Origin of the sequence: Microbacterium sediminicola (assembly GCF_039531125.1) — a bacterium.
Lineage (GTDB): Bacteria > Actinomycetota > Actinomycetes > Actinomycetales > Microbacteriaceae > Microbacterium > Microbacterium sediminicola.
Genome location: NZ_BAAAPL010000001.1, coordinates 463534 through 484731, shown reverse-complemented (window position 1 = coordinate 484731; position 21198 = coordinate 463534). Strand labels below are relative to the sequence as shown.

General features: G+C 67.7%; 19 protein-coding genes. 4 read left to right on the top strand and 15 right to left on the bottom strand.

The genetic code is table 11. From position 1 onward, the window contains the following. Positions 1-29: 29 nt before the first annotated feature. Complete coding sequence (gene dapD, locus ABD206_RS02080; protein WP_344068561.1) at positions 30-989, top strand: 2,3,4,5-tetrahydropyridine-2,6-dicarboxylate N-succinyltransferase; 960 nt, start codon at positions 30-32, stop codon at positions 987-989. 3 nt (positions 990-992) lie between these two features. Here the strand turns inward: dapD and ddaH are convergent, their stop codons facing one another. The 9 genes from ddaH to ABD206_RS02035 all read right to left on the bottom strand — a co-directional run bounded on the left by ddaH (position 993) and on the right by ABD206_RS02035 (position 9871). Continuing rightward, positions 993-1754 carry a dimethylargininase gene (ddaH, locus tag ABD206_RS02075; RefSeq protein ID WP_344068558.1) on the bottom strand — a complete coding sequence of 254 codons (762 nt, stop codon included), beginning with the start codon at positions 1752-1754 and terminating at the stop codon, positions 993-995. A gap of 29 nt (positions 1755-1783) precedes the next feature. Further along, the gene (locus ABD206_RS02070; protein WP_344068555.1) at positions 1784-3076 is read right to left on the bottom strand and encodes a citrate synthase; all 1293 of its coding nucleotides are present in this window, start codon (positions 3074-3076) and stop codon (positions 1784-1786) included. Between the two features lie 118 nt (positions 3077-3194). Then, the gene (gene dapC / locus ABD206_RS02065) at positions 3195-4304 is read right to left on the bottom strand and encodes a succinyldiaminopimelate transaminase (protein WP_344068552.1); all 1110 of its coding nucleotides are present in this window, start codon (positions 4302-4304) and stop codon (positions 3195-3197) included. Between the two features lie 5 nt (positions 4305-4309). After that, positions 4310-4630: a ferredoxin gene (gene fdxA, locus ABD206_RS02060; RefSeq protein WP_344068550.1), complete on the bottom strand. Its 321-nt coding sequence runs from the start codon at positions 4628-4630 to the stop codon at positions 4310-4312. Positions 4631-4639: 9 nt separating this feature from the next. Then, on the bottom strand, positions 4640-5023 hold the full coding sequence (locus ABD206_RS02055) for a histidinol dehydrogenase (protein ID WP_344068547.1): 384 nt from the start codon (positions 5021-5023) through the stop codon (positions 4640-4642). A gap of 57 nt (positions 5024-5080) precedes the next feature. Next, positions 5081-5395, bottom strand: coding sequence for an AzlD domain-containing protein (locus ABD206_RS02050; RefSeq protein WP_344068544.1), 315 nt, complete (start codon positions 5393-5395; stop codon positions 5081-5083). After that, positions 5392-6177, bottom strand: a complete 786-nt coding sequence (locus tag ABD206_RS02045; RefSeq protein WP_344068541.1) for an AzlC family ABC transporter permease — start codon at positions 6175-6177, stop codon at positions 5392-5394. Before ABD206_RS02045 ends, ABD206_RS02050 begins: the two co-directional genes overlap by 4 nt. Continuing rightward, entirely contained in the window at positions 6164-8074 is a 1911-nt protein-coding gene (gene typA, locus ABD206_RS02040) for a translational GTPase TypA (RefSeq protein WP_344068539.1), read from the bottom strand. The genes ABD206_RS02045 and typA overlap by 14 nt, the downstream gene beginning before the upstream one ends. Positions 8075-8131: 57 nt before the next feature. Continuing rightward, positions 8132-9871: a dipeptide ABC transporter ATP-binding protein gene (locus tag ABD206_RS02035; protein WP_344068536.1), complete on the bottom strand. Its 1740-nt coding sequence runs from the start codon at positions 9869-9871 to the stop codon at positions 8132-8134. A gap of 29 nt (positions 9872-9900) precedes the next feature. Between ABD206_RS02035 and ABD206_RS02030 the strand changes: the two genes are divergently transcribed. Beyond that, positions 9901-10500 carry a PH domain-containing protein gene (locus ABD206_RS02030; protein ID WP_344068533.1) on the top strand — a complete coding sequence of 200 codons (600 nt, stop codon included), beginning with the start codon at positions 9901-9903 and terminating at the stop codon, positions 10498-10500. Here ABD206_RS02030 and ABD206_RS02025 read toward each other — a convergent pair. The 3 genes from ABD206_RS02025 to ABD206_RS02015 form a co-directional block, all read right to left on the bottom strand. Continuing rightward, on the bottom strand, positions 10491-11687 hold the full coding sequence (locus ABD206_RS02025; RefSeq protein WP_344068530.1) for an ABC transporter permease: 1197 nt from the start codon (positions 11685-11687) through the stop codon (positions 10491-10493). The genes ABD206_RS02030 and ABD206_RS02025 overlap by 10 nt on opposite strands. A gap of 1 nt (position 11688) precedes the next feature. Then, positions 11689-13230: an ABC transporter permease gene (locus ABD206_RS02020; RefSeq protein ID WP_344068527.1), complete on the bottom strand. Its 1542-nt coding sequence runs from the start codon at positions 13228-13230 to the stop codon at positions 11689-11691. Between the two features lie 204 nt (positions 13231-13434). Beyond that, positions 13435-15294, bottom strand: coding sequence for an ABC transporter family substrate-binding protein (locus tag ABD206_RS02015; protein WP_344068525.1), 1860 nt, complete (start codon positions 15292-15294; stop codon positions 13435-13437). Positions 15295-15448: 154 nt separating this feature from the next. Here ABD206_RS02015 and ABD206_RS02010 point away from each other — a divergent pair, with 154 nt between their 5' ends. Continuing rightward, entirely contained in the window at positions 15449-16276 is an 828-nt protein-coding gene (locus ABD206_RS02010; protein WP_344068522.1) for a CPBP family intramembrane glutamic endopeptidase, read from the top strand. Here the strand turns inward: ABD206_RS02010 and ABD206_RS02005 are convergent. The 3 genes from ABD206_RS02005 to ABD206_RS01995 are packed head-to-tail and all read right to left on the bottom strand — an operon-like array spanning position 16273 to position 19093. Continuing rightward, positions 16273-17571: an LLM class flavin-dependent oxidoreductase gene (locus ABD206_RS02005; RefSeq protein WP_344068519.1), complete on the bottom strand. Its 1299-nt coding sequence runs from the start codon at positions 17569-17571 to the stop codon at positions 16273-16275. The two genes, ABD206_RS02010 and ABD206_RS02005, sit on opposite strands and share 4 nt — an antisense overlap. Before the next feature lie 33 nt (positions 17572-17604). Then, positions 17605-18756: a flavodoxin-dependent (E)-4-hydroxy-3-methylbut-2-enyl-diphosphate synthase gene (gene ispG, locus ABD206_RS02000; RefSeq protein WP_344068516.1), complete on the bottom strand. Its 1152-nt coding sequence runs from the start codon at positions 18754-18756 to the stop codon at positions 17605-17607. A 52-nt stretch (positions 18757-18808) separates the two neighbouring features. Further along, a complete protein-coding gene (locus ABD206_RS01995; protein ID WP_344068513.1) occupies positions 18809-19093 on the bottom strand; it encodes a 2TM domain-containing protein in 285 nt (94 codons plus the stop codon). Positions 19094-19278: 185 nt separating this feature from the next. Here ABD206_RS01995 and ABD206_RS01990 point away from each other — a divergent pair, with 185 nt between their 5' ends. Beyond that, a complete protein-coding gene (locus ABD206_RS01990) occupies positions 19279-21198 on the top strand; it encodes a chorismate-binding protein (RefSeq protein ID WP_344068510.1) in 1920 nt (639 codons plus the stop codon).

The following is a 21198-nucleotide window of genomic DNA, read 5'->3' as shown; positions in this document are numbered from 1 at the left end:
CAGGAGCCCGGCGTCGATATCCTGGAGGGATGACTCAGACACGGTGGATCAGCGGCGCAGGCCTGGCGACTCTCGCTCTGGACGGGACGGTGCTGGACACCTGGTACCCCGCTCCGCGGGCGGGTCGACTGACCGACGAGCTCGACGCTCAGCGCGCCACGGCGGCCTGCCTTCACGCCGAGGAGTACGACGATGACGTACGCGGTGTCACCGTCCGCGTCGTCGAGCTCGAGATCGATCTGGACGCGGCCCCCGCAGGGACCTCCGACGCCTACCTGCGCCTGCACGCGCTGTCACATCTGCTGGTGCGCCCCAACGAACTGAGTCTGGAGGGCATCTTCGGCTGGCTCCCCAACATCGCCTGGACGAACGCCGGTCCCGTCGATCCCCGCGCGCTGGACGCCCGCCGTCCGCGGTTGCAGCGCGCCGGCATCCAGGTGCAGGGCCTGGACAAGTTCCCACGCCTGACCGACTACGTGACGCCCGCGGGAGTCCGCATCGCCGACGCGTCGCGCGTACGCCTGGGCGCGCACCTGGCCCCGGGCACCACCGTCATGCACGAAGGGTTCGTCAACTTCAACGCCGGAACCCTCGGGGCCAGCATGGTCGAGGGCCGCATCTCGCAGGGTGTCGTCGTCGGAGACGGCAGCGATATCGGCGGCGGTGCCTCCATCATGGGAACCCTGTCGGGCGGCGGATCCCACCGCGTCGCGATCGGCGCGCGGACCCTGCTGGGCGCCAACGCCGGCATCGGCATCTCGCTCGGTGACGACTGCATCGTCGAGGCGGGCCTCTACGTCACCGCCGGCTCGAAGATCGTCCTCGCCGATGAGCCTGCCCGCGCCGACGGGTCGCGGCCGACGGTCAAGGGTGGCGAGTTGTCGGGACGAAACGGCCTGCTGTTCCGGCGGAACTCCCTCACCGGAGCGGTGGAGGCGGTACGCCGCGCAGGGGTGGGCGTGACCCTCAACGAGGCGCTCCACGCCTGAGCATCAGTCCCGCACGCGCACCGACAGGCAGGTGACGCAGCCTTCGAGCTTCTCGAACTCCGAGACGTCGACCGTGATCACCTCAAGCCCGCGCTCCCGGTGAGATGCGGCGGTCCGGGGCGCGTCCGCAGACATCAGCACGGTGCGCTCGTCCAGCACGACCACCGCAGTCCCGTGTTCCTCGGGAACACCCTCGAACACCGGGAACAGCGACGGGTCGTCCACGAGCGGCTCGTAGCCGACCACGGTGCCATCCGGCAGCGCGGTGACGCCGCTCTTGAGGTGGAGCACGCGCGACACCGGGATGTCGCGCACGTCCCAGCCGCGGGGCGCGAGGTGCTCTCGCAGCTGCGCGATCCCCGCGGCGTTGGTGCGCGATGAGGCCCCAACGTAGACCGTCCGGCCGATCTTGAGGACATCTCCCCCGTCGAGGGTTCCCGGCGCCACGATGTCGAGTACCGGCATCCCGAGGGCCACAGCGCTCTCGCGGGCTGCCGCCCGCTCGCCTCGGCGTGAATCCGCTCCGGCGTTCCCGACGACGACGACATCCCCGAAGATCACGATCTGATCCTCGATGAAGACGCCGTCGGCGAACTCCTCCCCGGCGGGAACCTCGATGACCTGCCATCCGCGCGTGCGGAACACTTCGACATAGTCCTCCCACTGCCGCAGCGCGCGGTCGGCATCCACGGGGACGCGCTCGAGGTGGGTCAGCTCGCCGTCGGCGAGGTGGGGCGAAGGACGACGGACGAGGAGCTTCGACATCCTCTCAGGATGCCACCTCGAAACCGGTGTCAGACGCCGGGGTAGTTGCGCTCGCCCGAACCGATGTACAGCTGCTGGGGGCGGCCGATCTTGGTCTGCGGGTCGGTCACGGCCTCACGCCACTGCGCGAGCCAGCCCGGCAGCCGCCCGATCGCGAACAGCACGGTGAACATGCGCGTGGGGAAGCCCATCGCCTTGTACATGACACCGGTGTAGAAGTCGACGTTCGGGTAGAGGCGACGCTCCTTGAAGTAGTCGTCGTTGAGAGCGATCTCCTCGAGCTCCTTTGCCAGATCCAGCAGCGGGTCGTGGACACCGAGCTCGGTGAGGACCTCGTCGGCCGACTCCTTGACGAGCTTCGCGCGGGGGTCGTAGTTCTTGTAGACCCGGTGCCCGAAGCCCATGAGCTTGACGCCGTCTTCCTTGTTCTTGACGCGCTCGACGAAGCGCTGCACGCTCTCGCCCGAGTCCCGGATCTGCGCGAGCATCGTGAGAACGGCCTCGTTCGCGCCACCGTGCAGCGGCCCGTAAAGCGCGTTGATGCCGGCCGAGATGGAGGAGAACTGGTTGGCGCCGGTCGATCCCACGAGACGAACGGTCGACGTCGAGGCATTCTGCTCGTGGTCCTCGTGGAGGATCAGCAGGCGCTCCAACGCGCGGGAGACCACGGGGTTGACCTCGTACGGCTCGCTCATCACGCCGAAGTTGAGGCGGAGATAGTTCTCGACGAAGCTCAGCGAGTTGTCCGGGTACAGGAATGCCTGACCGAGGGTCTTCTTGTGCGCGTAGGCGGCGATGACCGGCAGCTTGGCGAGCATGCGGACCGTGGTCAGCTCGATGTGCTCGGGGTTGTGCGGGTCGGATTCGTCCTCGTAGTAGGTCGAGAGGACAGCCGTCGCGGCCGAGAGCACCGACATCGGGTGCGCGGTCGGCGGCAACGAGCTGAAGAAAGAGCGCAGATCCTCGTGCAGGAGCGTGTGGCGACGGATGCGGGCGTCGAACGCGGCCAGTTCATCGGCCGTGGGGAGCTCGCCGTAAATGAGGAGCCACGCGACCTCGAGGTAGGTGCTGTGCTTGGCCAGCTGCTCGATCGGGTACCCGCGATAGCGCAGGATGCCGGCGTCGCCGTCGATGTAGGTGATGGCCGACTTCGTGGAGGCGGTGTTGACGAACCCGTAGTCCAAAGCCGTGTAGCCGGTCTGTCGCGTGAACGTGGCGACGTCCAGACTCGGCACACCGTCCGTGCCGTGCAACAGCGGGAATTCAGCTGTCTGATCCCCGATCGAAAGAGTGGCCTTCTGTTGCGTCTGCGCGTTGTCCACGTAGCCTCCTCGCGATGGTTCGGGGGGTCTCCCCGCCGCTTGCGCGTTACAGCCTAGTCGGCCTGTGGGCCAACTGCGTTCACGACCAAAGGATGATCGGATCCGATGGAGGAATCCGTCAGCTCCACGCGGCGATACGCTGCGCGGCCGCGGCGATCCGCTCATCCGACGCCGTCAGTGACAGCCGCACGTGCTGCGCGTGCCCTTCGCCGTAGAACACCCCGGGGCCGACCAGAATGCCGGCATCGGCGAACCGCGCCACCGTCTGCCAGGCGTCCTCGCCCGCCGTGACCCACAGGTACAGGCCCGCCTCGCTGCGATCGATCCGCAACCCGGCGGCCTCGATGGCGGGACGCAGGATGTCACGACGATCGCGATAGAGCTCCTTCTGGTGCGCCACGTGCGCATCGTCGGCGAGTGCCACCGCCATGGCCGCCTGCACGGGTGCGGGGAGCATGAGACCGAGGTGTTTGCGCGCGGTGAGCAGGCGCCCCACGAGCGCGGCATCGCCCGCGAGGAACGCCGCGCGGTAGCCGGCGAGGTTGGACTGTTTACTGAGCGAGTAGACCGAGAGCAGGGACTCGAGGTCCCCCTCGGTCACGCGCGGATCGAGCACGGAGGGCACCGGTTCGCGATCCCAGGGCGCGTCCCATCCGAGCTCGGCGTAGCACTCGTCACTGGCAAGCACCGCTCCCAGCTCCCGTGCGCGGGCGCGCGCCGCTCGCAGCCCCGCGACATCCAGCACAGCACCATTGGGGTTACCGGGCGAGTTGATCCAGATGAGTTTGGTCCCGGCGGGCCAGGTGGCCGGATCGTCCGCGGCGACAGGAGTGGCCCCGACCACGCGCGCTCCGACCTCGTAGGTCGGGTACGCGGCGACGGGGTGTACGACGGTGTCACCCGGTCCGAGATCCAGCAGCAGGGGCAGCAGAGCGACGAGCTCCTTGGAGCCGATCGTCGGGAGGACGTTTTCGACCCCCAGCCCCGGCACGCTGCGACGGCGCTCGTACCAGTCCACGATCGCCTCGCGCAGGAGCGGGGTGCCGATCGTCTGCGGATACGCGTGGGCATCAGTCGCGCCGGCCAGGGCTGCGGCGATCAGCGGCGGCGTCGGGTCGACGGGCGAACCGATCGAGAGATCGACGATCCCGTCCGGGTGCTGCCTCGCCCGTTCGGCGAACGGGACCATCGCGTCCCACGGGTAGTCGGCGAGTTCTGCGACTCCCATCGGTCTCAGTCGCCCTGCGGGGGCAGGGCCTCGATCACCGGGTGGTCTTTGTGGATGACGCCGACCTTGGCGGCGCCACCGGGAGAGCCGATGTCGTCGAAGAACTCCACGTTCGCCTTGTAGTAGTCCTGCCACTCATCGGGCAGGTCGTCCTCGTAGTAGATCGCTTCGACGGGGCACACCGGTTCACACGCGCCGCAGTCCACGCACTCGTCCGGATGGATGTACAGGGAGCGTTCGCCTTCGTAGATGCAGTCGACGGGACATTCGTCGATACAGGCGCGGTCCTTGACATCCACACAGGGAAGGGCGATCACATACGTCACGATGTCAGTCTAGTTCGCGCTCTCGACGGCGGGCCGTCTCACGACGCGCGTCGGCCATGCCACGACGAGCACGGTCACCAGCGGAACCCACGCCGTCCACACCAGGCCGAGGGTCGACGCCTCGACGACGACCGATCCACCCGGGCCTTCGCCCGAGAGGACGAGGGTGGCGAGCATGGCACCCAGCCCCGTGGCGAGGGCCGCCCAGCGATCATGGGTGAGCACACGCACCGCCAGGACGATCGCGGCGACCGAGACCATGGCCAGGAGCAGCCCGACCGGCACGGCACCCCAGAAGTAGGCGTGGCCGATCGTCCCGGCCGCACCGTAGAGCAGCCCCACCAGGGCGGCGACGATCCACGCGGCGATGCGGATCAAGAATGCGCGACTCACGCGCGCCACTCTAGCCGCCCGCTCTGTGCACCCCTCTCAGCGTGCCGTGCCGCCGGTTCACGCGGCGAGACCCCACAACCGCAGCAGCGCGGCCACGATCGCGGCGGCGGCGACCACGACGAGGAACGGCGCGCGCAGCATCAGCAGACCCGCCGCCACGAGGAGGGCGGTAACGCGCGCATCGACGATGATCTCCTGCCCGATCGAGAAGGTCTGCACGGCCACCAGGGCGCCGAGCAGCGCCACTGTCAGCAGGTCGGCGATGCGCGACGGACGCGGCCCCTCCAGCGCGCGGGCGGGAATGACGTAGCCGACGGCCTTGAGCGCGAGACAGATGACTGCGGCGAGCAGGGTCGCCGTCCACAGGGTCATGGCAGCCCCTCCCGCTCGGGGACGTCGTCCGGTTCGGGGGTCGGTACTGCCGCGGGATCCTCACCCGGGCCCCGCGGCCAGTTGATCCACCCCACGATGATGGCCACCAGGCCCGCGATGAGGACGGGCACCCCGGGCATCAGCACCGGCGTCAACACGACCGCGACGACGGCCGCCGCCACCCCGACCACGATCGGCTGCAGCGCCCGGAGCCGCGGCCACAGCAACGCGAGGAAGGCCGCCGCGGCCGCCGCATCCAGCCCGTACGCGCGGGGATCCCCGAGCACATCCCCCAGCAGTGCACCGGCGAGGGTCGACAGATTCCATCCGAGGTATATTCCGACACCCGTGACCCAGAAGCCCACGGTACGGGCGCGTGGGGTCGGCTGTGCGAGTGCGACCGCGACGGACTCGTCGATCGTGAAATGCGGCGCGAGGACGCGGGAGAGCGGCCCTCCGAGGATGAGCGGTGACATCCGCAGGCCGTACGCGATGTTGCGCACACCGAGGAGCGCTGCGGACGCGATCGCGGCGGGGATCGCCGCCAGTCCCCCGGCACCGATGACACCGACGAAGGCGAATTGCGAGCCGCCGGTGAACATCACCAGGCTCAGCACACACGTCTGCCAGACGTCCAGGCCGGATGCCACGGCCAGGGCGCCGAATGAGACGCCGTAGGCACTCGTGGCCAGCGCCACGCCCAGCGCCTGGCGCCACGCACGCCGTGCGTGGTCGTCAGGCGTCGGTGCGGAGGCCGAAGCTCCGGGCTCAGGCGTTGGCATCCTGGCGCTTCAGGCGCGACGCCGCACGGCCGCGCTCGGTCGCGTCGAGCACGACCTTGCGGATGCGCACCTTCTCGGGCGTGACCTCGACGCACTCGTCCTCGCGGGCGAACTCCAGGCTCTCCTCAAGCGAGAGCAGACGCGGCGGCGTCATCGACTCGAACGTGTCGGCCGTGGAGGAGCGCATGTTGGTGAGCTTCTTCTCCTTGGTGATGTTCACGTCCATGTCATCGCTGCGGGAGTTCTCGCCGATGACCATGCCCTCGTAGACCTCTTCGGTGGGCTGCACGAAGAAGCTCATGCGCTCCTGCAGCGCGATGATCGCGAAGGGCGTCACCACACCCGAGCGGTCGGCGACGATCGAACCGTTCTGACGCGTCACGATCTGCCCCGCCCAGGGCTCGTAGCCGTGCGAGATCGCGTTGGCGATTCCGGTGCCGCGGGTCGTGGTCAAGAACTCCGTGCGGAAGCCGATGAGGCCGCGCGACGGCACGACGAACTCCATGCGCACCCAGCCGGTGCCGTGGTTGGTCATGTTGTCCATGCGGCCCTTGCGCGCCGCCAACAGCTGCGTGATCGCCCCGAGGTACTCCTCCGGCGCGTCGATCGTGAGGTGTTCGAAGGGCTCGTACGTCTTGCCGTCGATCTTCTTGGTGACCACCTGGGGCTTGCCGACGGTGAGCTCGAAGCCCTCGCGCCGCATGTTCTCGACGAGGATCGCGAGGGCCAGCTCGCCGCGGCCCTGAACCTCCCAGGCGTCGGGACGGCCGATGTCGACGACCTTGAGCGAGACGTTGCCGATGAGTTCGCGGTCGAGGCGATCCTTGACCATGCGGGCGGTGACCTTGTGGCCCTTGACCTTGCCGACCAGCGGCGAGGTGTTGGTGCCGATCGTCATCGAGATGGCGGGGTCGTCGACCGTGATGGCCGGAAGCGGGCGCACGTCCTCGGGATCGGCGATCGTCTCGCCGATCGTGATCTCCTCGATGCCCGCGATGGCGACGATGTCGCCGGGACCGGCCGATTCGGCAGGGAACCGCTCGAGCGCCTGCGTCTTGAGGAGCTCGGTGATGCGCGCGTTCGAGTAGGTGCCGTCGTGGCGCACCCAGGCGACCGTCTGCCCCTTCTTGAGCGTGCCGTTGAAGACGCGCAGGAGCGCGAGGCGCCCGAGGAAGGGGCTGGAGTCGAGGTTCGTGACCCAGGCCTGCAGCGGTGCCTCGTCGTCATAGGACGGCGCGGGAACGTGATCGAGGATCGCCTCGAACAGCGGCTCGAGGTCGTCGTTGTCGGGGAGGCTCCCGTTGTCCGGCCGGGTGCGGGATGCCGCTCCCGCACGACCCGAGGCGTACACCACCGGCACATCCAACAGCGCGTCGACGTCGAGATCGGGGACATCGTCCTGGAGATCGGATGCCAGTCCCAGGAGCAGGTCATGGGCCTCCTCCTCGACCTCGGCGATGCGTGCGTCGGGGCGGTCGGTCTTGTTGACCAGCAGGATGACAGGGAGTTTGGCTTCGAGCGCCTTGCGCAGCACGAAGCGGGTCTGCGGCAGCGGACCTTCCGAGGCATCCACCAGCAGCACCACGCCGTCCACCATCGACAGACCCCGCTCGACCTCGCCACCGAAGTCGGCGTGACCGGGGGTGTCGATCACGTTGATCGTGATCGGGATGTCGGTGTGGGCGCCGTTGTAGGTGATCGCGGTGTTCTTCGCGAGGATCGTGATGCCCTTCTCGCGCTCGAGGTCGTTCGAGTCCATGGCGCGCTCTTCGACGTGCGCGTGCTCGCCGAAGGAGCCGGTCTGGCGGAGCATGGCATCCACGAGCGTGGTCTTGCCATGGTCGACGTGCGCGACGATTGCGACGTTGCGCAGGTCCGAGCGGAGGGCGTGGGCCATGAGGGAATTCCTTGCAAGATGGGGGCGCGCCGGGATTCCGGCGCCTACCAGGATATCTCAGGCGGACTTCTGGGCTGCCAGCAGCGCCGCCCGCGCCTCGCGGCGCTGCCGCTGTTCGGCGGGATCGGGCACGGGAACGGCCGCGATGAGGCGCTTGGTGTAGGGATCCTGGGGGTTGCGGAGGATCTGCTCCTTGCTCCCCTGCTCCACGATCTTGCCGTGCTGCATCACCGCGATGCGGTCGGCCAGCAGGTCGACGACGGCCAGGTCGTGCGTGACGAACAGAGTCGCGAACTGCTTCTCCCGCTGGATGTTCTGCAGCAGCTCGAGCACGCGCGCCTGCACCGAGACGTCCAAGGCGCTGGTCGGCTCATCGGCCACCAGCACGGTCGGGTCCAGGGCGAGCGCGCGGGCGATGCCGATGCGCTGGCGCTGACCGCCCGACAGCTCGTGCGGGTACCGGTTGCGGAACGAACGCGGCAGCTCGACCAGGTCCAACAGCTCCTCGACGCGGGCGGAGATCTCCCTGGCGCCGCGGCCGTCCAGCTCCATCGGCTCGCCGATCGAGACGCCGACCGGCCACCGGGGGTTCAGCGATGAGCCCGGGTCTTGGAAGACGATCCCGAGCTTGCGTCGGACGCTGCGCAGATGCTTCGGATCCACCCCGACCATCTCCTGGCCGGCGACGCGGAGCGTCCCCTCCGCGATCGGGGCGAGGCCCACGATCGCGCGAGCGATGGTCGTCTTTCCGGATCCGGATTCGCCCACGAGCCCCAGGACCTCGCCGGGTTGGATAGAGAGGGAGGCATCCGACACCGCACGGAAGGCGGGAACGCGGCCGCGCTTGGGGTAGTCGATCGACACGTTGTTCAGCAGCAGAGCCGCCGCGGCATCGTCGCGGACGGCGGCCTCTTCGGCACGGGCTTCGCCGAGCCCGAGGTGCGGCACCGAGGCCATCAGCGCCCGCGTGTACGGGTGCTCAGCGTCACCGAACACCTGCGCGGCAGATCCGTACTCGACGACGTCGCCGTCCTTCATGACCATGACGTCGTCGGCCATGTCGGCCACCACGCCCATGTCGTGGGTGATGAGGATGATCGCCGAATCGAGCTTGGTGTGGAGATTGCGCAGAAGATCCAGGATCTCGGCCTGCACCGTGACATCCAGCGCCGTCGTCGGCTCATCGGCCACGAGAACGCGCGGCTCCAGCGAGATCGACTGCGCGATCATCGCGCGCTGGCGCTGACCGCCCGACAGTTGGTGCGGGTAGGAGTCGAACGCTTTGACGGGGTTGGGCATCTCCACGAGCGTCAGCAGCTCGATCGCGCGCTCGCGCGCCTGCTTGCGTGTCATGCCCGGGCGGTGGGTCATGAGCGCCTCGGAGATCTGGAACCCGACGGTGTAGACGGGGTTCAGCGCCGTCATCGGCTCCTGGAAGATCGCGGCGATACCCTCGCCTCGGACCTTCCGCAGCGCCTCCGGCTTGGCGCCGATGAGCTCGCGACCTGCCAGCTTCGCGCTGCCGTGGATGCGCGCGTTGGCGGGCAGCAGACCCATGATCGCCATGCTGCTCGTGCTCTTGCCCGAGCCGGACTCGCCGACGACCGCCAGAACCTTGCCCGGCATCAGGTCGTAGGTGATGTGCTTGGCCGCAGCGACCCACGAATCGCCGACGTAGAACTCGACGCTCAGGTTGGACACGGACAGCGCCGGCTCGGCGCCACCGGCCGCCGCCTGCGTCGGACGGTGTCGGCGCAGGCCGAAGCGGGTGCGCTCACGGGGCTGTTCGGCGCTCATCTCTCGTTCTCCCATGTCAGGATGGGGCCATGCCCGGCCCCGTCACTCTGCGTCCGCGCGGTGGTCAGGTCGTCGCGTGGATCGCCATCGTCATCGCGGTGGCGGCGCTCGTCTACCTCGCCGTCGACGGAGGTCTCGGCGAACTCGTCCGCTGGGCGTGGCCGATTGTGGCGCTGGGCTGGGTCGCCTGGCTGCTCTACATCCGCCCGTACGTGCGTGTCACGCCCGGCTTCGTCGAGGTGAGCAACATCCTGCGCACCCACCGCGTTCCCTGGGGCGACATCGATCACGTCGACTCGCGCTTCGCGCTGACACTCCACACGAACGGCGGTCGCAGCATCCGCGCGTGGGCCGCGCCCGCACCCGGCGCCCGGCAGGGTCTGCGCACGCGGCGCGAGGATGTCGCGCACTCCCCCGGTGACACCGACACGCGACGACCGTCCGACGCGGAGGGCACCGCATCGGGTGACGCGTTCGGTTTCGTCACGCGAGAACTCGAGGCGTACCGCCGCGGGCGCGGGGCGACGCACACCGGCGGCACGGCGACCTCGTGGAACCTCGTCCTGGTGGGTGTGACCGCTGCGCTCGTGGCGGCGGCGCTGCTGAGCCTGCTGCTGCCTCACGCCTGACCCCCCGGAGAGTCCCCGCGTGCGTCCGGAGGTGCGGTGTCCTCGCCGAGACCGGTGAACTCGTCGATGTACGGCTCATCGGTCTCAGAGGTGGGGGCATCCATCATCGTGACCGCCTGCACGGACGGGATGGCAGCCACCGCACGGTTGGCCTTGCGCTTGCTGACGCGGGCCTGCTGACGCGGGTCGAACGCATCGCGCAGGCCATCGCCGATGAAGTTGATGCACAGCGCGAGCATCACGATGAACAGACCCGGCCACCAGAACAGCCACGGCCGGGTGCGGAAGGCCTCGCGGTACTCGCTGATGATCTGGCCGAGGGAGACATCCGGGTAGGTGATGCCGAAGCCGAGGAAGCTCAGCGCCGCCTCGGTCAGCACCGCCGCGCTCATCAGCAGCGTCGTGTTGACGATGATCACGCCGACGGCGTTGGGAAGGATGTGGCGGAAGATGATCCGTGAGTTCGAGGCGCCGGCGACGCGCGCGGCATCCACGAACTCGCGCTCCCGCAGCGACAGGAAGTCACCGCGCACCAGGCGAGCCAGGGCCGTCCAGCTCAGGATGCCGAGGAAGATGCCGAAGACGAACGCATTGCCACCGAAGAGCTTTCCCATGATCGAGCCGAGCACGAGGATCGGGATGATGATGACGACGTCGGTCGCGCGCATGATGAGCGAGTCCGACCAGCCGCGGAAGTAGCCCGCGATCGCGCCGAGGGTCACGCCGAGAACGAGCGAGACGAGCCCCACCAGGAACATGACGGTGATCGACTGCTGGGTCCCGCGCATGACCTGCGCGAAGACGTCCTTGCCGAGCGTGTCCTGGCCGAAGGGGTGCTCGCCAAGACTCAGCGGCCACAGTGTCAGCGTCGGCTGGCCGCCGTTGACGATCGGGTACGAGGTCCACCAGTTCAGCGGCCACCAACCGGGGATACGCCAGCCGTTGATGGCCAACTCTCCCACCGCATTGGCCTCCAGCGCACCGGTGCCACCGACGACGGTGCCGACCGAGGTGAAGGCCAGCAGGATGATGAGGAGCAAGATCACCAGGGCTGCCATCGCGAATTTGTGGCGGAAGAAGCGGCGCCGGACGAGCGCGCCCTGGCTGAGGCCCGCGACGGCCCGCTGCTCGATCGTCTGCTCGGAGCCCCGGTCTTCGGGAGCGCCCGTCGGAGTTGTCGTCGTCATGTCAGCTCACCCGAATCCGTGGGTCGAGCGCGGAGTACAAGAGGTCCGCGATGAGGTTGAAGATGACCGCCAGCACGCCCGTGACCACGAAGAAGCCCATGACGAGATTGACGTCACCGTCGGTCAGGCCCGAGGTGAACAGCGATCCCATGCCCTTCCAGGCGAAGATCGTCTCGGTGATCACCGCGCCGCCGATGAGGGCGCCGATGTCGAACGCGATGATCGTGGTGATCGGGATCAGCGCGTTGCGCATCGCGTGTCGCACGATCACGGTGCGCTCGGTCAATCCCTTGGCTCGTGCGGTGCGCACGTAGTCCTGATTCATGACCTCGAGCACGCTCGAGCGTGAGTACCGGGTGTAGGCGGCGATCGACACCACCGAGAGCGCGATGGTCGGCAACACCAGATGCGAGAAGCCGTCGAGGATCTGGAACCACATGTCCCCCTGGAGCCCCGGGGTCTGGGAGCCGATCGTCGCGATCACCCCGCTCTGCGGGATGCGCTGAAGATAGTCGGGGTACACCAGCAGGACGCGATCGATGACGATCACGAAGAAGGTGATGAAGCTGACGATCGCGGCGGTGCGCGCGGCCTCCCGCTTGCCGTCGCCGCCGACGATGACGCCGGCGAGAATGCCCAGACCGATCGATGCCAGGCCCAGCAGGACCAGCATCCAGCCCTCGGGAACGTAGAAGAACAGGTACTGGAGCGGATAGTAGAGCGCGATCCACACGGCGACCGAGATGAGGGCCGCCAGAAGCGCACGACGGTTCGCCAGGCCGGTCGAGATCGCCGTGACGCCGACGGCGGCGCCGATGCCGGTGATGATCACGCCGATGATCCCGACCGTCGGGCGGACGAACCAGTCGGTCACACCGAGAAGGGCGAGCAGTCCCCCCGCCGCGACGAAGGCCGAAGCGAAGGTGATGAGCCGGGTCTTCCAGGACCCGCCGAGGATGCTCATGAAGATCACGCCGCTGAGCACGCCGACGATCAGAACCGCCAGCAGGGATATCTGTGGATCGGCGAGGAACTCGTTGAAGCGGATCGCACCGAACTCCTTGAGGAGCACCGCCACCCAGAAGATGGGGAGCGCGTAGACGATGAAGGTCAGGAAGGTGACGCTGTAGTCGAAGCCGCTGTACTGGCGGAGGGCGGTCAGGATGCCGATCGTGATGCCCACCAGGATCGCGATGATCGTCGCGGCCGTGACGAGTTGGATCGTGGATCCCGCCGCGCTCGCGATGGCCTCAGTCACCGGCTGGTTGCTGCGGCTGTAGGCGACGCCGAGGTCGCACTGACCGATGAAGCACTTGGCGGCGCCGCCGAGCCAGGTGAAGTAGCGCAGGACCACCGGCACGTCCAGGTGCAGGGTCTCGATGCGGTACTGGATCTGCTCCTCACGATTCGGGGCGCTGGAGCCGCGCAGCTCTCGCAGCGGGTCGCTGCCGACAGCGGTGAGGGTGTAGACGATGAACGAAGCGACCAGCAGAACCAGCAGGATCGCGCCGAGCCGGCGAAGGATGAAGGTCAGCACGTGCATCCTCGCGCGTTCGGGAAGTCAGAAGTCATTCGGAGGTCCGTTTCAGGGGCGTGATCTGCCCCAAGCGTACGGTGCCGCGTTTCCCGCCGGATAGGCGCGGACACACGGCAGTGGGCGCCGAGGGGGTCACCTCGGCGCCCACGTGCGGTGGTGTCGCTGTGCGGGGAAGCGGGCTGGCCACTCCCCCGCGCAGCGGGTCGAGTGTTACTCGGACTCGACCGGCGCCCACTCCCAGAAGTTCCAGAAGTAGTCGGGGCTCAGCGGCATGATCTCGACACCGGTCACGCGGTCGCTCGACACGAGCAGGCCGGGGAACTGGAAGATCGGGATCGTGACGGCGTCGGACCAGATACCGGCCTCTGCCTCCTCGAGGATGGCGGTCTGAGCGTCGTAGTCGCTCGTGGTGTTCAGCGTCAGCAGCAGGTCGGAGACGTCCTGGTTGCAGTAGCCGTTGTAGTTGCCACCCTTGGCCAGCGGGTCGGTGTAGCAGGCGTAGATCTGGTCGGATCCACCGACGGCCAGGCTCGTCTGCGACCACGCGAAGATCACCGCGTCGTGCGGGTTGATCGGGTTGGCCTCAGGATCGGTGAACTCCCAGTTCGGCTCGCTCTGGTCGACGAGCTGGAAGCCCGCCTGCGCGGCCGATGCGGCGATGAGTTCGAACTCCTGACCACGGCGGACGTTGCCCTCGGGGTACCAGAAGCCGACCTCGACCGGGGTGGAGACGCCGGCGTCGGCCAGCAGCTGGATCGCGCCATCGACGTCGACATCCGCGTACGCGTCCGAGCCGTTGGTCGAGACCAGCAGCGGGTAGCGGACGGTGTCGGCCGCACTGACGAGGTTCGCGTTGCGGACCTCCGCGTCAGGGTTGAGCGGAACGATGATCTTGTCGACGATCTCCTGACGGGGGATCACCTTCAGGAACGCCTGGCGAACAGCGAGGGCAGTCGCCTCGTCGCCACCGTAGGTGGCCGCGTCGAACGGACCGCCGTTGTTAACGGTGAGGTCCACGTGCTCGTGCGAGGCCTGGACACCGGTCTGGACCTCGGCGTTCTCGATGCCTTCGGCAACGGCGAGGATGTCCGCGGTGGGCTGACCCGTCCAGATGTCGAGCTCGCCGGCCTGGAGGGCCTGGAGCGCGGTGGTGGAGTCACCGATCGCACGCACCGTGATGCGCTCGAACTTGGGCGAGGGACCCCAGGTGTAGAGGGGGTTGGCCACGAGGGTGGTGTACTCGTCTTCGACCGTGGTCTCGATCGTGTACGCACCGCTGGTCAGGGCAGCAGCGGGGCTGTCCGGCAGCGAGGTGTAGCCGTAGGCCGTGTTCCACGCGGTGCCGAGGGCCTCGAGGACCGTGGCGTCGCCGGTGGTGATGGCGTCGACGACGTTCTGCTTCGCGGTTTCGGCGAAGGTCTTGGCAGCCGAGCTGTACGCGTCCCAGTCACCCTGCTCGCCCGAAGCGGCGTAGGTGTCCCAGGCGGCCTGCACGTCGGCGTACTCGTCCGGGAAGGCGAGGGCGTAGGTGCCGTGGGCCGAGACGCCGAGGGGGCTCACGAGCTCCCAGTCGACGTAGGGCTCGTCGTAGACGAACGTGATCGTCTTGTCGCCGGTCTCAGGCGTGGTGGTGATGAGGTTGTAGCCCGTGGTGGCAGCCGGCGCGAACGCCTCGCTGACGTTGCCGGAGATGGCAGCCCACTCCAGCAGCATGTCGGACTCGTCGATCGGCACGCCGTCCGACCAGACGGCGTCGGCGGTGATCGTGTACTCGACCGTCAGCGGGTCTTCGCTCACAACCTCGTACGAGCCGAAGTCGGTGTTGTGCACCCACTCGGGGGTGTTGTCGTAGTAACCGAAGTTCGTGTCGGTCATGTACTTGATGTTGCCGTTGGACGTGTTGTTTCCAGCGGCGCTGTCGTCGTTGAAGTGGAAGAAGCCCTCGTTGTACGCAACGGTGATCTCCGAATTTTCCACGACATCCGACTCGTAGGGGTTGCTGCAGCCGGCGAGCACGAGTGCCCCGATTGCAACGACACCCACGCTCGCCGTAAGACGCGCGATCTTCACATTTCCTCCTGTGCAAGGGGTGGTGCACCTTGGCAGAACCTGCCTCGGCGCGGATGGGAAAACGATATGTGTCGCTTATGAGTTGTTCAAATCGATGCACCAAACCGTTACAGACCCTTAACTCCGCGCTGAGGAAGTGTGGCAATCTGACAAGATGAGCCCCGGAAAGCCCAGATCTGTTGTGTCCGAGGCGCTGACGGTCCCCGCTGCCGACGAGCGGGACCGTCGCCGGTTCGGCTGGGAGATCGGAATCGTCCTGGCCATCACGGTCGGGCAGGGCGCGGTCTACAGCCTGCTCTCGTTCGTGCGCTCACTCGTCCGCGCGGCACAGGAGAACCAATCGCTGGCCGACCAGTCGACCGCGTTGAACCCCACGCGCGACGCCGAGGCGATCTGGAACGCGGTGTACCAGCTGCTGAGTGTCTTCTTCGCGCTCTCGCTCGTGGCGCTCGTGATCTATCTGCTCTGGGAACCGGGGAAGAACGCCTTCCACCGCATCGGGCTGGACTTCTCCCGCTTCGGCGGAGATGTCGGCCGGGCAGCGCTGCTCGCGGCGGTGATCGGCATCCCCGGGCTCGCGCTCTATCTGATCGGTCGCGCGCTCGGCATCACGCTGCAGGTGTCGGCATCTCCCCTGGATGCCGCGTGGTGGACCGTTCCGCTTCTCATCCTCGCGGCCCTGCGGGCGGGTCTCACCGAAGAGATCATCTTCAACGCGTATCTGTTCGACCGGCTCCGACGGCTCGGGTGGGGCTGGTGGACGATCATCCTGGCCACCGCGGGCCTGCGGGCGGCCTACCACGCGTATCAGGGCGTCGGGGCGATCGTCGGCAACTTCGCGATGGGCATCGTCTTCGGTTGGTGCTACCGCCGCTGGGGCCGCGTCATGCCGCTCGTGATCGCCCACACCCTCATCGACACGGTCGCCTTCGTCGGCTACCCGCTCGCCGTCTCGCTCTGGCCCGCCGCCTTCGGCCTCTAACCCTCGCTCGCCCTCGTCTCAGGCCGCTCTCGGGAGGACTCGGGAACACGAAGGCGCGGCGGCTCGGGTGGGGTCATCCCGAACTCGGGCATCACCTCGTGCGCGAACAGTTCCAGCTGGTCGAGCGTCTCGCCCAGCGGCATGACCGCGTACGGCAGATGCCACACCAGGTACTCGAAGGGCACCGCCGAGAGCTGGACGTCGAGTTGGCGCTTCACATCATCGACCGTGCCACCAATGATCAGCCCCACCTGTTGCAGTCGGGCTGCGACATCCTCGCCGGGTCGAGGAACCTGACCCTCTTCGCCGGGAAAGCGGAACCCGCCAAGGTGTCCGAACGAGCCATACCACTCCCGCCACGCGAGCATCTCGTACCTCTCGATCGCGTCCTGGGCAGCGGATCTGCTGCGGTGGATCGAGAAAGAGCGCACGAGTCCCATGTTCTGGCCGAGCGCATAGTCGCGCCCCGCCCGCGCAGCCTCGTCCCGGTACAAGCCCGCGAACCACCCCGCCGTCTCGATGGGGGCGAAGGTCGTGATGGGGATGAGACCGTTGCGCGCGGCCCACGCGACAGTGGTGCGGCTCTGCGAGAACGGCTGAAAGAGCGGAGGATGCGGATCCTGAAACGGGGAGGGAACGACGCTCACTCCCCGCAGCGCCCCGTCGTCGTCGACCTCGCCGGGCACACCGAACTCGCGGGTGAGACCCGCCGCAGGCCAGTCGGCTATGCCCGACTCGAACGGAAAGGGCACCTCGTAGTGGCGGCTGCGGTACTGGAGGAGGTCCTTCTCCCAGGCCAGCTTCATGATGCGGAAGTGCTCGAAGAACAGCTCCTTGTTGCGCCTTTCGCCCGCCCGGTCACCCGGCGAGGACGCGCGCACACCGATCCGTTGGCCCAGCACATCGACCCAGCGCGACTGATATCCGCGCGCCACCCCCACGAAGAGGCGGCCCTCGAGCATGTGGTCGATCATCGCGATCTCTTCGGCCAGCCGCAGCGGATCACGCGCGGGCAACACGTAGCCGAACTGACCGTGCCGCAGCCGCTTCGTGTATTGGCCGAGGTACAGATTCCACAGTCCCGGATCGGGCGAGACCTCAACACCCTCGGAGTGGAAGTGGTGTTCGACGTGCGAGAGCCCCCAGTAGCCGAGCTCGTCCATCGCCTGCGCGATCTGACGCAACCCGTGCATGACGGTGTGGAAGGCGTACGGATCTCTTCCGATCGGGCGGTGCCGGGACATCTCGGAGGTACCGCCCAGAGAAGGGTAGATCTGAGCGATCACCTTCGGCACTCAGGACACCTCTCGACGCACACCAACAGTGGTTCAGGAGGTGGTGACGGTGGCGGTTCCGAGGGGCGCGTCAGGCCCCATTTCCGCGGCGAGCCGGTTGGCCTCTTCGATCAGCGTCGCGACGATCTCGGACTCGGGGACGGTCTTGATGACCTCACCCTTGACGAAGATCTGCCCCTTGCCGTTACCGGAGGCCACGCCGAGATCGGCATCCCGTGCCTCACCGGGGCCGTTCACGACGCACCCCATGACGGCAACGCGCAGCGGAACGGTCATGTCCTTCAGTCCCTCGGTGACGTTGTCGGCGAGGGTGTAGACATCCACCTGGGCACGGCCGCACGAGGGGCAGGAGACGATCTCAAGCTTGCGCTCGCGCAGGTTCAGCGACTGCAGGATCTGATGTCCCACTTTCACCTCTTCGGCCGGCGGCGCCGACAGCGAGACCCGGATCGTGTCGCCGATGCCCTCGGAGAGGAGGATGCCGAAGGCTGTCGCCGACTTGATGGTGCCCTGGAAGGCGGGGCCGGCCTCTGTGACACCGAGGTGAAGCGGCCAGTCGCCGCGCTCGGCGAGGAGTCGATAGGCCTTGACCATGACGACCGGATCGTTGTGCTTGACCGAGATCTTGAAGTCGTGGAAGTCGTGCTCCTCGAACAGTGAGGCCTCCCAGACGGCGCTCTCCATGAGCGCCTCCGGCGTCGCCTTGCCGTACTTCTCGAGCAGCCGCTTGTCGAGCGAACCGGCGTTCACACCGATGCGCAGCGACACGCCCGCAGCCTGGGCCGCCCGCGCGATGGCGCCGACCTGGTCGTCGAACTTGCGGATGTTCCCCGGGTTGACCCGCACCGCGGCGCACCCCGCGTCGATCGCCTGGAAGACGTACTTCGGCTGGAAGTGGATGTCAGCGATGACCGGGATCTGACTCTTCGCGGCGATGATGTGCAGCACATCGGCGTCGTCCTGGGACGGAACGGCGACGCGCACGATCTCGCAGCCGGATGCCGTGAGCTCGGCGATCTGCTGGAGCGTCGCGTTGATGTTGGTCGTCGGTGTCGTCGTCATCGACTGGACGCTCACGGGGGCGTCTCCGCCGACCAGGACCTTGCCGACCTTGATCTGGCGGCTCTTGCGGCGAGGGGCGAGAGTCTCGGGGACTCTCGGCATCCCGATGTTCACTGCTGGCACGTCGTCCAGCCTACGCACTCCAGCTGAACGTCGGGCGGGCGTGAGGCTCGCGCTACTTGAGCTTCCTCATCTCGTCCTGGATCCTGCTCTCCGACAGCGTGGACCGCATCGGACCGTACGCGGCGAATCCCGAGAAGACCACCCCGATGGCGATGCCCGCGATCGGCCAGACCGGCCAGTAGTACCCCATACCCGTCACAGCCCAGATGAGCGTGAAGAACCCGGACAACACCACCCAGGCGACCAGCGTGTACCAGAACCCCTGCTTGGCCTTCAGGCTCGAGACGGCACGCTGACGCAGCTCGTCGCTTTCCCCGGACCCCTGCGCATCTGTCATGGCACGAATCTATCGAGGCGATGGGCCCCTCGCCAGAGGCGAGGGGCACCTGTGGTAGGTTCGGCGCATGTTCGCACACACCTCCTGGTGGCACACCGCATAAGGCGGTGCGCAGCGAACAGCACAGACCGCCCCCGGGCGGTCTTTTTTTGTGAGGCAGACCGCCCCTCGACGAAAGACCGACGATGACCGGGAACACCCTGCCCCCGCTCGAGGACCTCGCCTCGGCCGACATCCCCTTCGCCATCATCGCGCGCGGCGCCGATGCCGTGGACGTGTTCACCGGCGAGGTCGTGGACGTCGATCTGTTGGCCGACATCCCGCTGCTCTCCCCCGACGGAACGCCGCAGCAGGTTCTCGCGCTCGTCCCTTTCCGACAGGTGCGCGAGCGCGGCTTCGCCTGCCACGGCGACGGGGCACCGCTGCGGTGCATGGTGATCGACCACACCACCCACTACACGCGCGACGATGCGCTCGCGCTGCTCCCCTCGGCTCCCATCCCGCTTGAGGATGCCGGGTTCGATGTCGCCGACGAGGACTACGCCGACATCGTCCGGCGCGTGATCGCCGAGGAGATCGGACGCGGCGAGGGCGCCAACTTCGTCATCCGCCGCGACTTCGTCGCCGGGGTGGATGCCGATCCCCGCGTCGCCGCGCTGACGTGGTTCCGCGCTCTGCTGGAGTACGAGCGTGGCGCCTACTGGACCTTCGCGATCGTGACGGATGGACACGTCGCCGTCGGCGCCAGTCCCGAGGCGCACGTCAGCGCGAAAGATGGCGTGGTCACCATGAACCCGATCTCGGGCACGTTCCGCCACCCGGCCGGGGGCGCGACCGCGGAGAACCTCAGCGAGTTCCTGCGCTCGGCCAAAGAGACCGAAGAGCTCTTCATGGTCGTCGACGAAGAACTCAAGATGATGAGCGCCGTGTGCTCGGACGGCGGCCGGATCACCGGTCCCCATCTCAAGGAGATGTCGCGGCTCACACACACCGAGTACATGCTGCGAGGACGCAGCCGGCTCGATCCCCGCGACATCCTGCGCGAGACGATGTTCGCCCCGACCGTCACGGGTTCCCCCATGCAGAACGCGTGCACGGTCATCACCCGCCACGAGACGACTCCGCGCGGCTACTACTCCGGCGTCGCAGCCCTGTTCACCCCGCGCGAGACGCTCGCGGTGGGCGAGCCGACCCACGATGTCGACGCACCGATCCTCATCCGCACCGCATACCTCGTCGACGGACGTCTGCGCGTGCCGGTCGGGGCGACGCTCGTGCGTCACTCCGACCCCTACGGCGAGGTGAGCGAGACCCACGGCAAGGCCGCGGGCGTCCTGGGTGCGATCGGTGCGATCCCCCGCGAGGGCACCCCGATCACCGAGGACGAGGACGCGCCGGCCGCCGAGCCGCGCCTGTTGGCCGAGGATCCGCAGATCGCGGAGCTGCTCGTCTCGCGAAACGCACGTCTGGCACCCTTCTGGCTCAATCCGCAGGCCCCCGACGGGGCGGGACCGTTCGCGGGGCGATCGGCTCTGGTCATCGACGCGGAGGATCGATTCACGACGATGTTGGCCCACCAACTGCGTCACCTCGGCCTGGATGTGTCGATCGTGGACTGGAAGGACGTCACCGATACGCAGGTCGCCACGGCCGAAATCCTGGTCTCTGGCCCCGGCCCCGGTGACCCGCTCGACGCCGGCAACCCTCGCATGGTGCGCCTGCGCGAGATCATCGCCGCGCGTCGCGCGAGCGGGATGCCACTGCTGGCCGTGTGTCTCAGCCACCAGATCCTCGCGAACGACCTCGGGATCGAATTGATGCCCCTCGCTCAGCCGCACCAGGGTCTGCAGCTGACGGTCGACGTGTTCGGAGAGGACGCCTCGATCGGGTTCTACAACACCTTCACCGCCCACGTATCGCCGGGCACGGGCCGTGTCGATGTCGCTGAGGTTGCTGCGGATGCCGAAACCGGGGATGTCTACGCCCTCCGCGGCCCGGGCTTCGCGTCGGTGCAGGGACACCTCGAGTCGATCCTGTCGCGAGACGGCATGCGCACGATGCAGCGCCTGCTGGAGTCGGCCGTGCAGCCGACTGCGCTGCCGTGA

Coding starts and splice junctions, on each gene's coding strand:
- ABD206_RS02050 (WP_344068544.1), bottom strand. CDS start 5,395: ATGACCCTGTGGACGGCGACCCTGCTCGCCGCAGTCATCTGTCTCGCG.
- ddaH (WP_344068558.1), bottom strand. CDS start 1,754: ATGTCGAAGCTCCTCGTCCGTCGTCCTTCGCCCCACCTCGCCGACGGC.
- ABD206_RS02045 (WP_344068541.1), bottom strand. CDS start 6,177: ATGCCAACGCCTGAGCCCGGAGCTTCGGCCTCCGCACCGACGCCTGAC.
- ABD206_RS01990 (WP_344068510.1), top strand. CDS start 19,279: ATGACCGGGAACACCCTGCCCCCGCTCGAGGACCTCGCCTCGGCCGAC.
- ABD206_RS02020 (WP_344068527.1), bottom strand. CDS start 13,230: ATGCACGTGCTGACCTTCATCCTTCGCCGGCTCGGCGCGATCCTGCTG.
- ABD206_RS02035 (WP_344068536.1), bottom strand. CDS start 9,871: ATGAGCGCCGAACAGCCCCGTGAGCGCACCCGCTTCGGCCTGCGCCGA.
- ABD206_RS02025 (WP_344068530.1), bottom strand. CDS start 11,687: ATGACGACGACAACTCCGACGGGCGCTCCCGAAGACCGGGGCTCCGAG.
- typA (WP_344068539.1), bottom strand. CDS start 8,074: ATGGCCCACGCCCTCCGCTCGGACCTGCGCAACGTCGCAATCGTCGCG.
- ABD206_RS02010 (WP_344068522.1), top strand. CDS start 15,449: ATGAGCCCCGGAAAGCCCAGATCTGTTGTGTCCGAGGCGCTGACGGTC.
- ABD206_RS02030 (WP_344068533.1), top strand. CDS start 9,901: ATGCCCGGCCCCGTCACTCTGCGTCCGCGCGGTGGTCAGGTCGTCGCG.
- dapD (WP_344068561.1), top strand. CDS start 30: ATGACTCAGACACGGTGGATCAGCGGCGCAGGCCTGGCGACTCTCGCT.
- ABD206_RS01995 (WP_344068513.1), bottom strand. CDS start 19,093: ATGACAGATGCGCAGGGGTCCGGGGAAAGCGACGAGCTGCGTCAGCGT.
- dapC (WP_344068552.1), bottom strand. CDS start 4,304: ATGGGAGTCGCAGAACTCGCCGACTACCCGTGGGACGCGATGGTCCCG.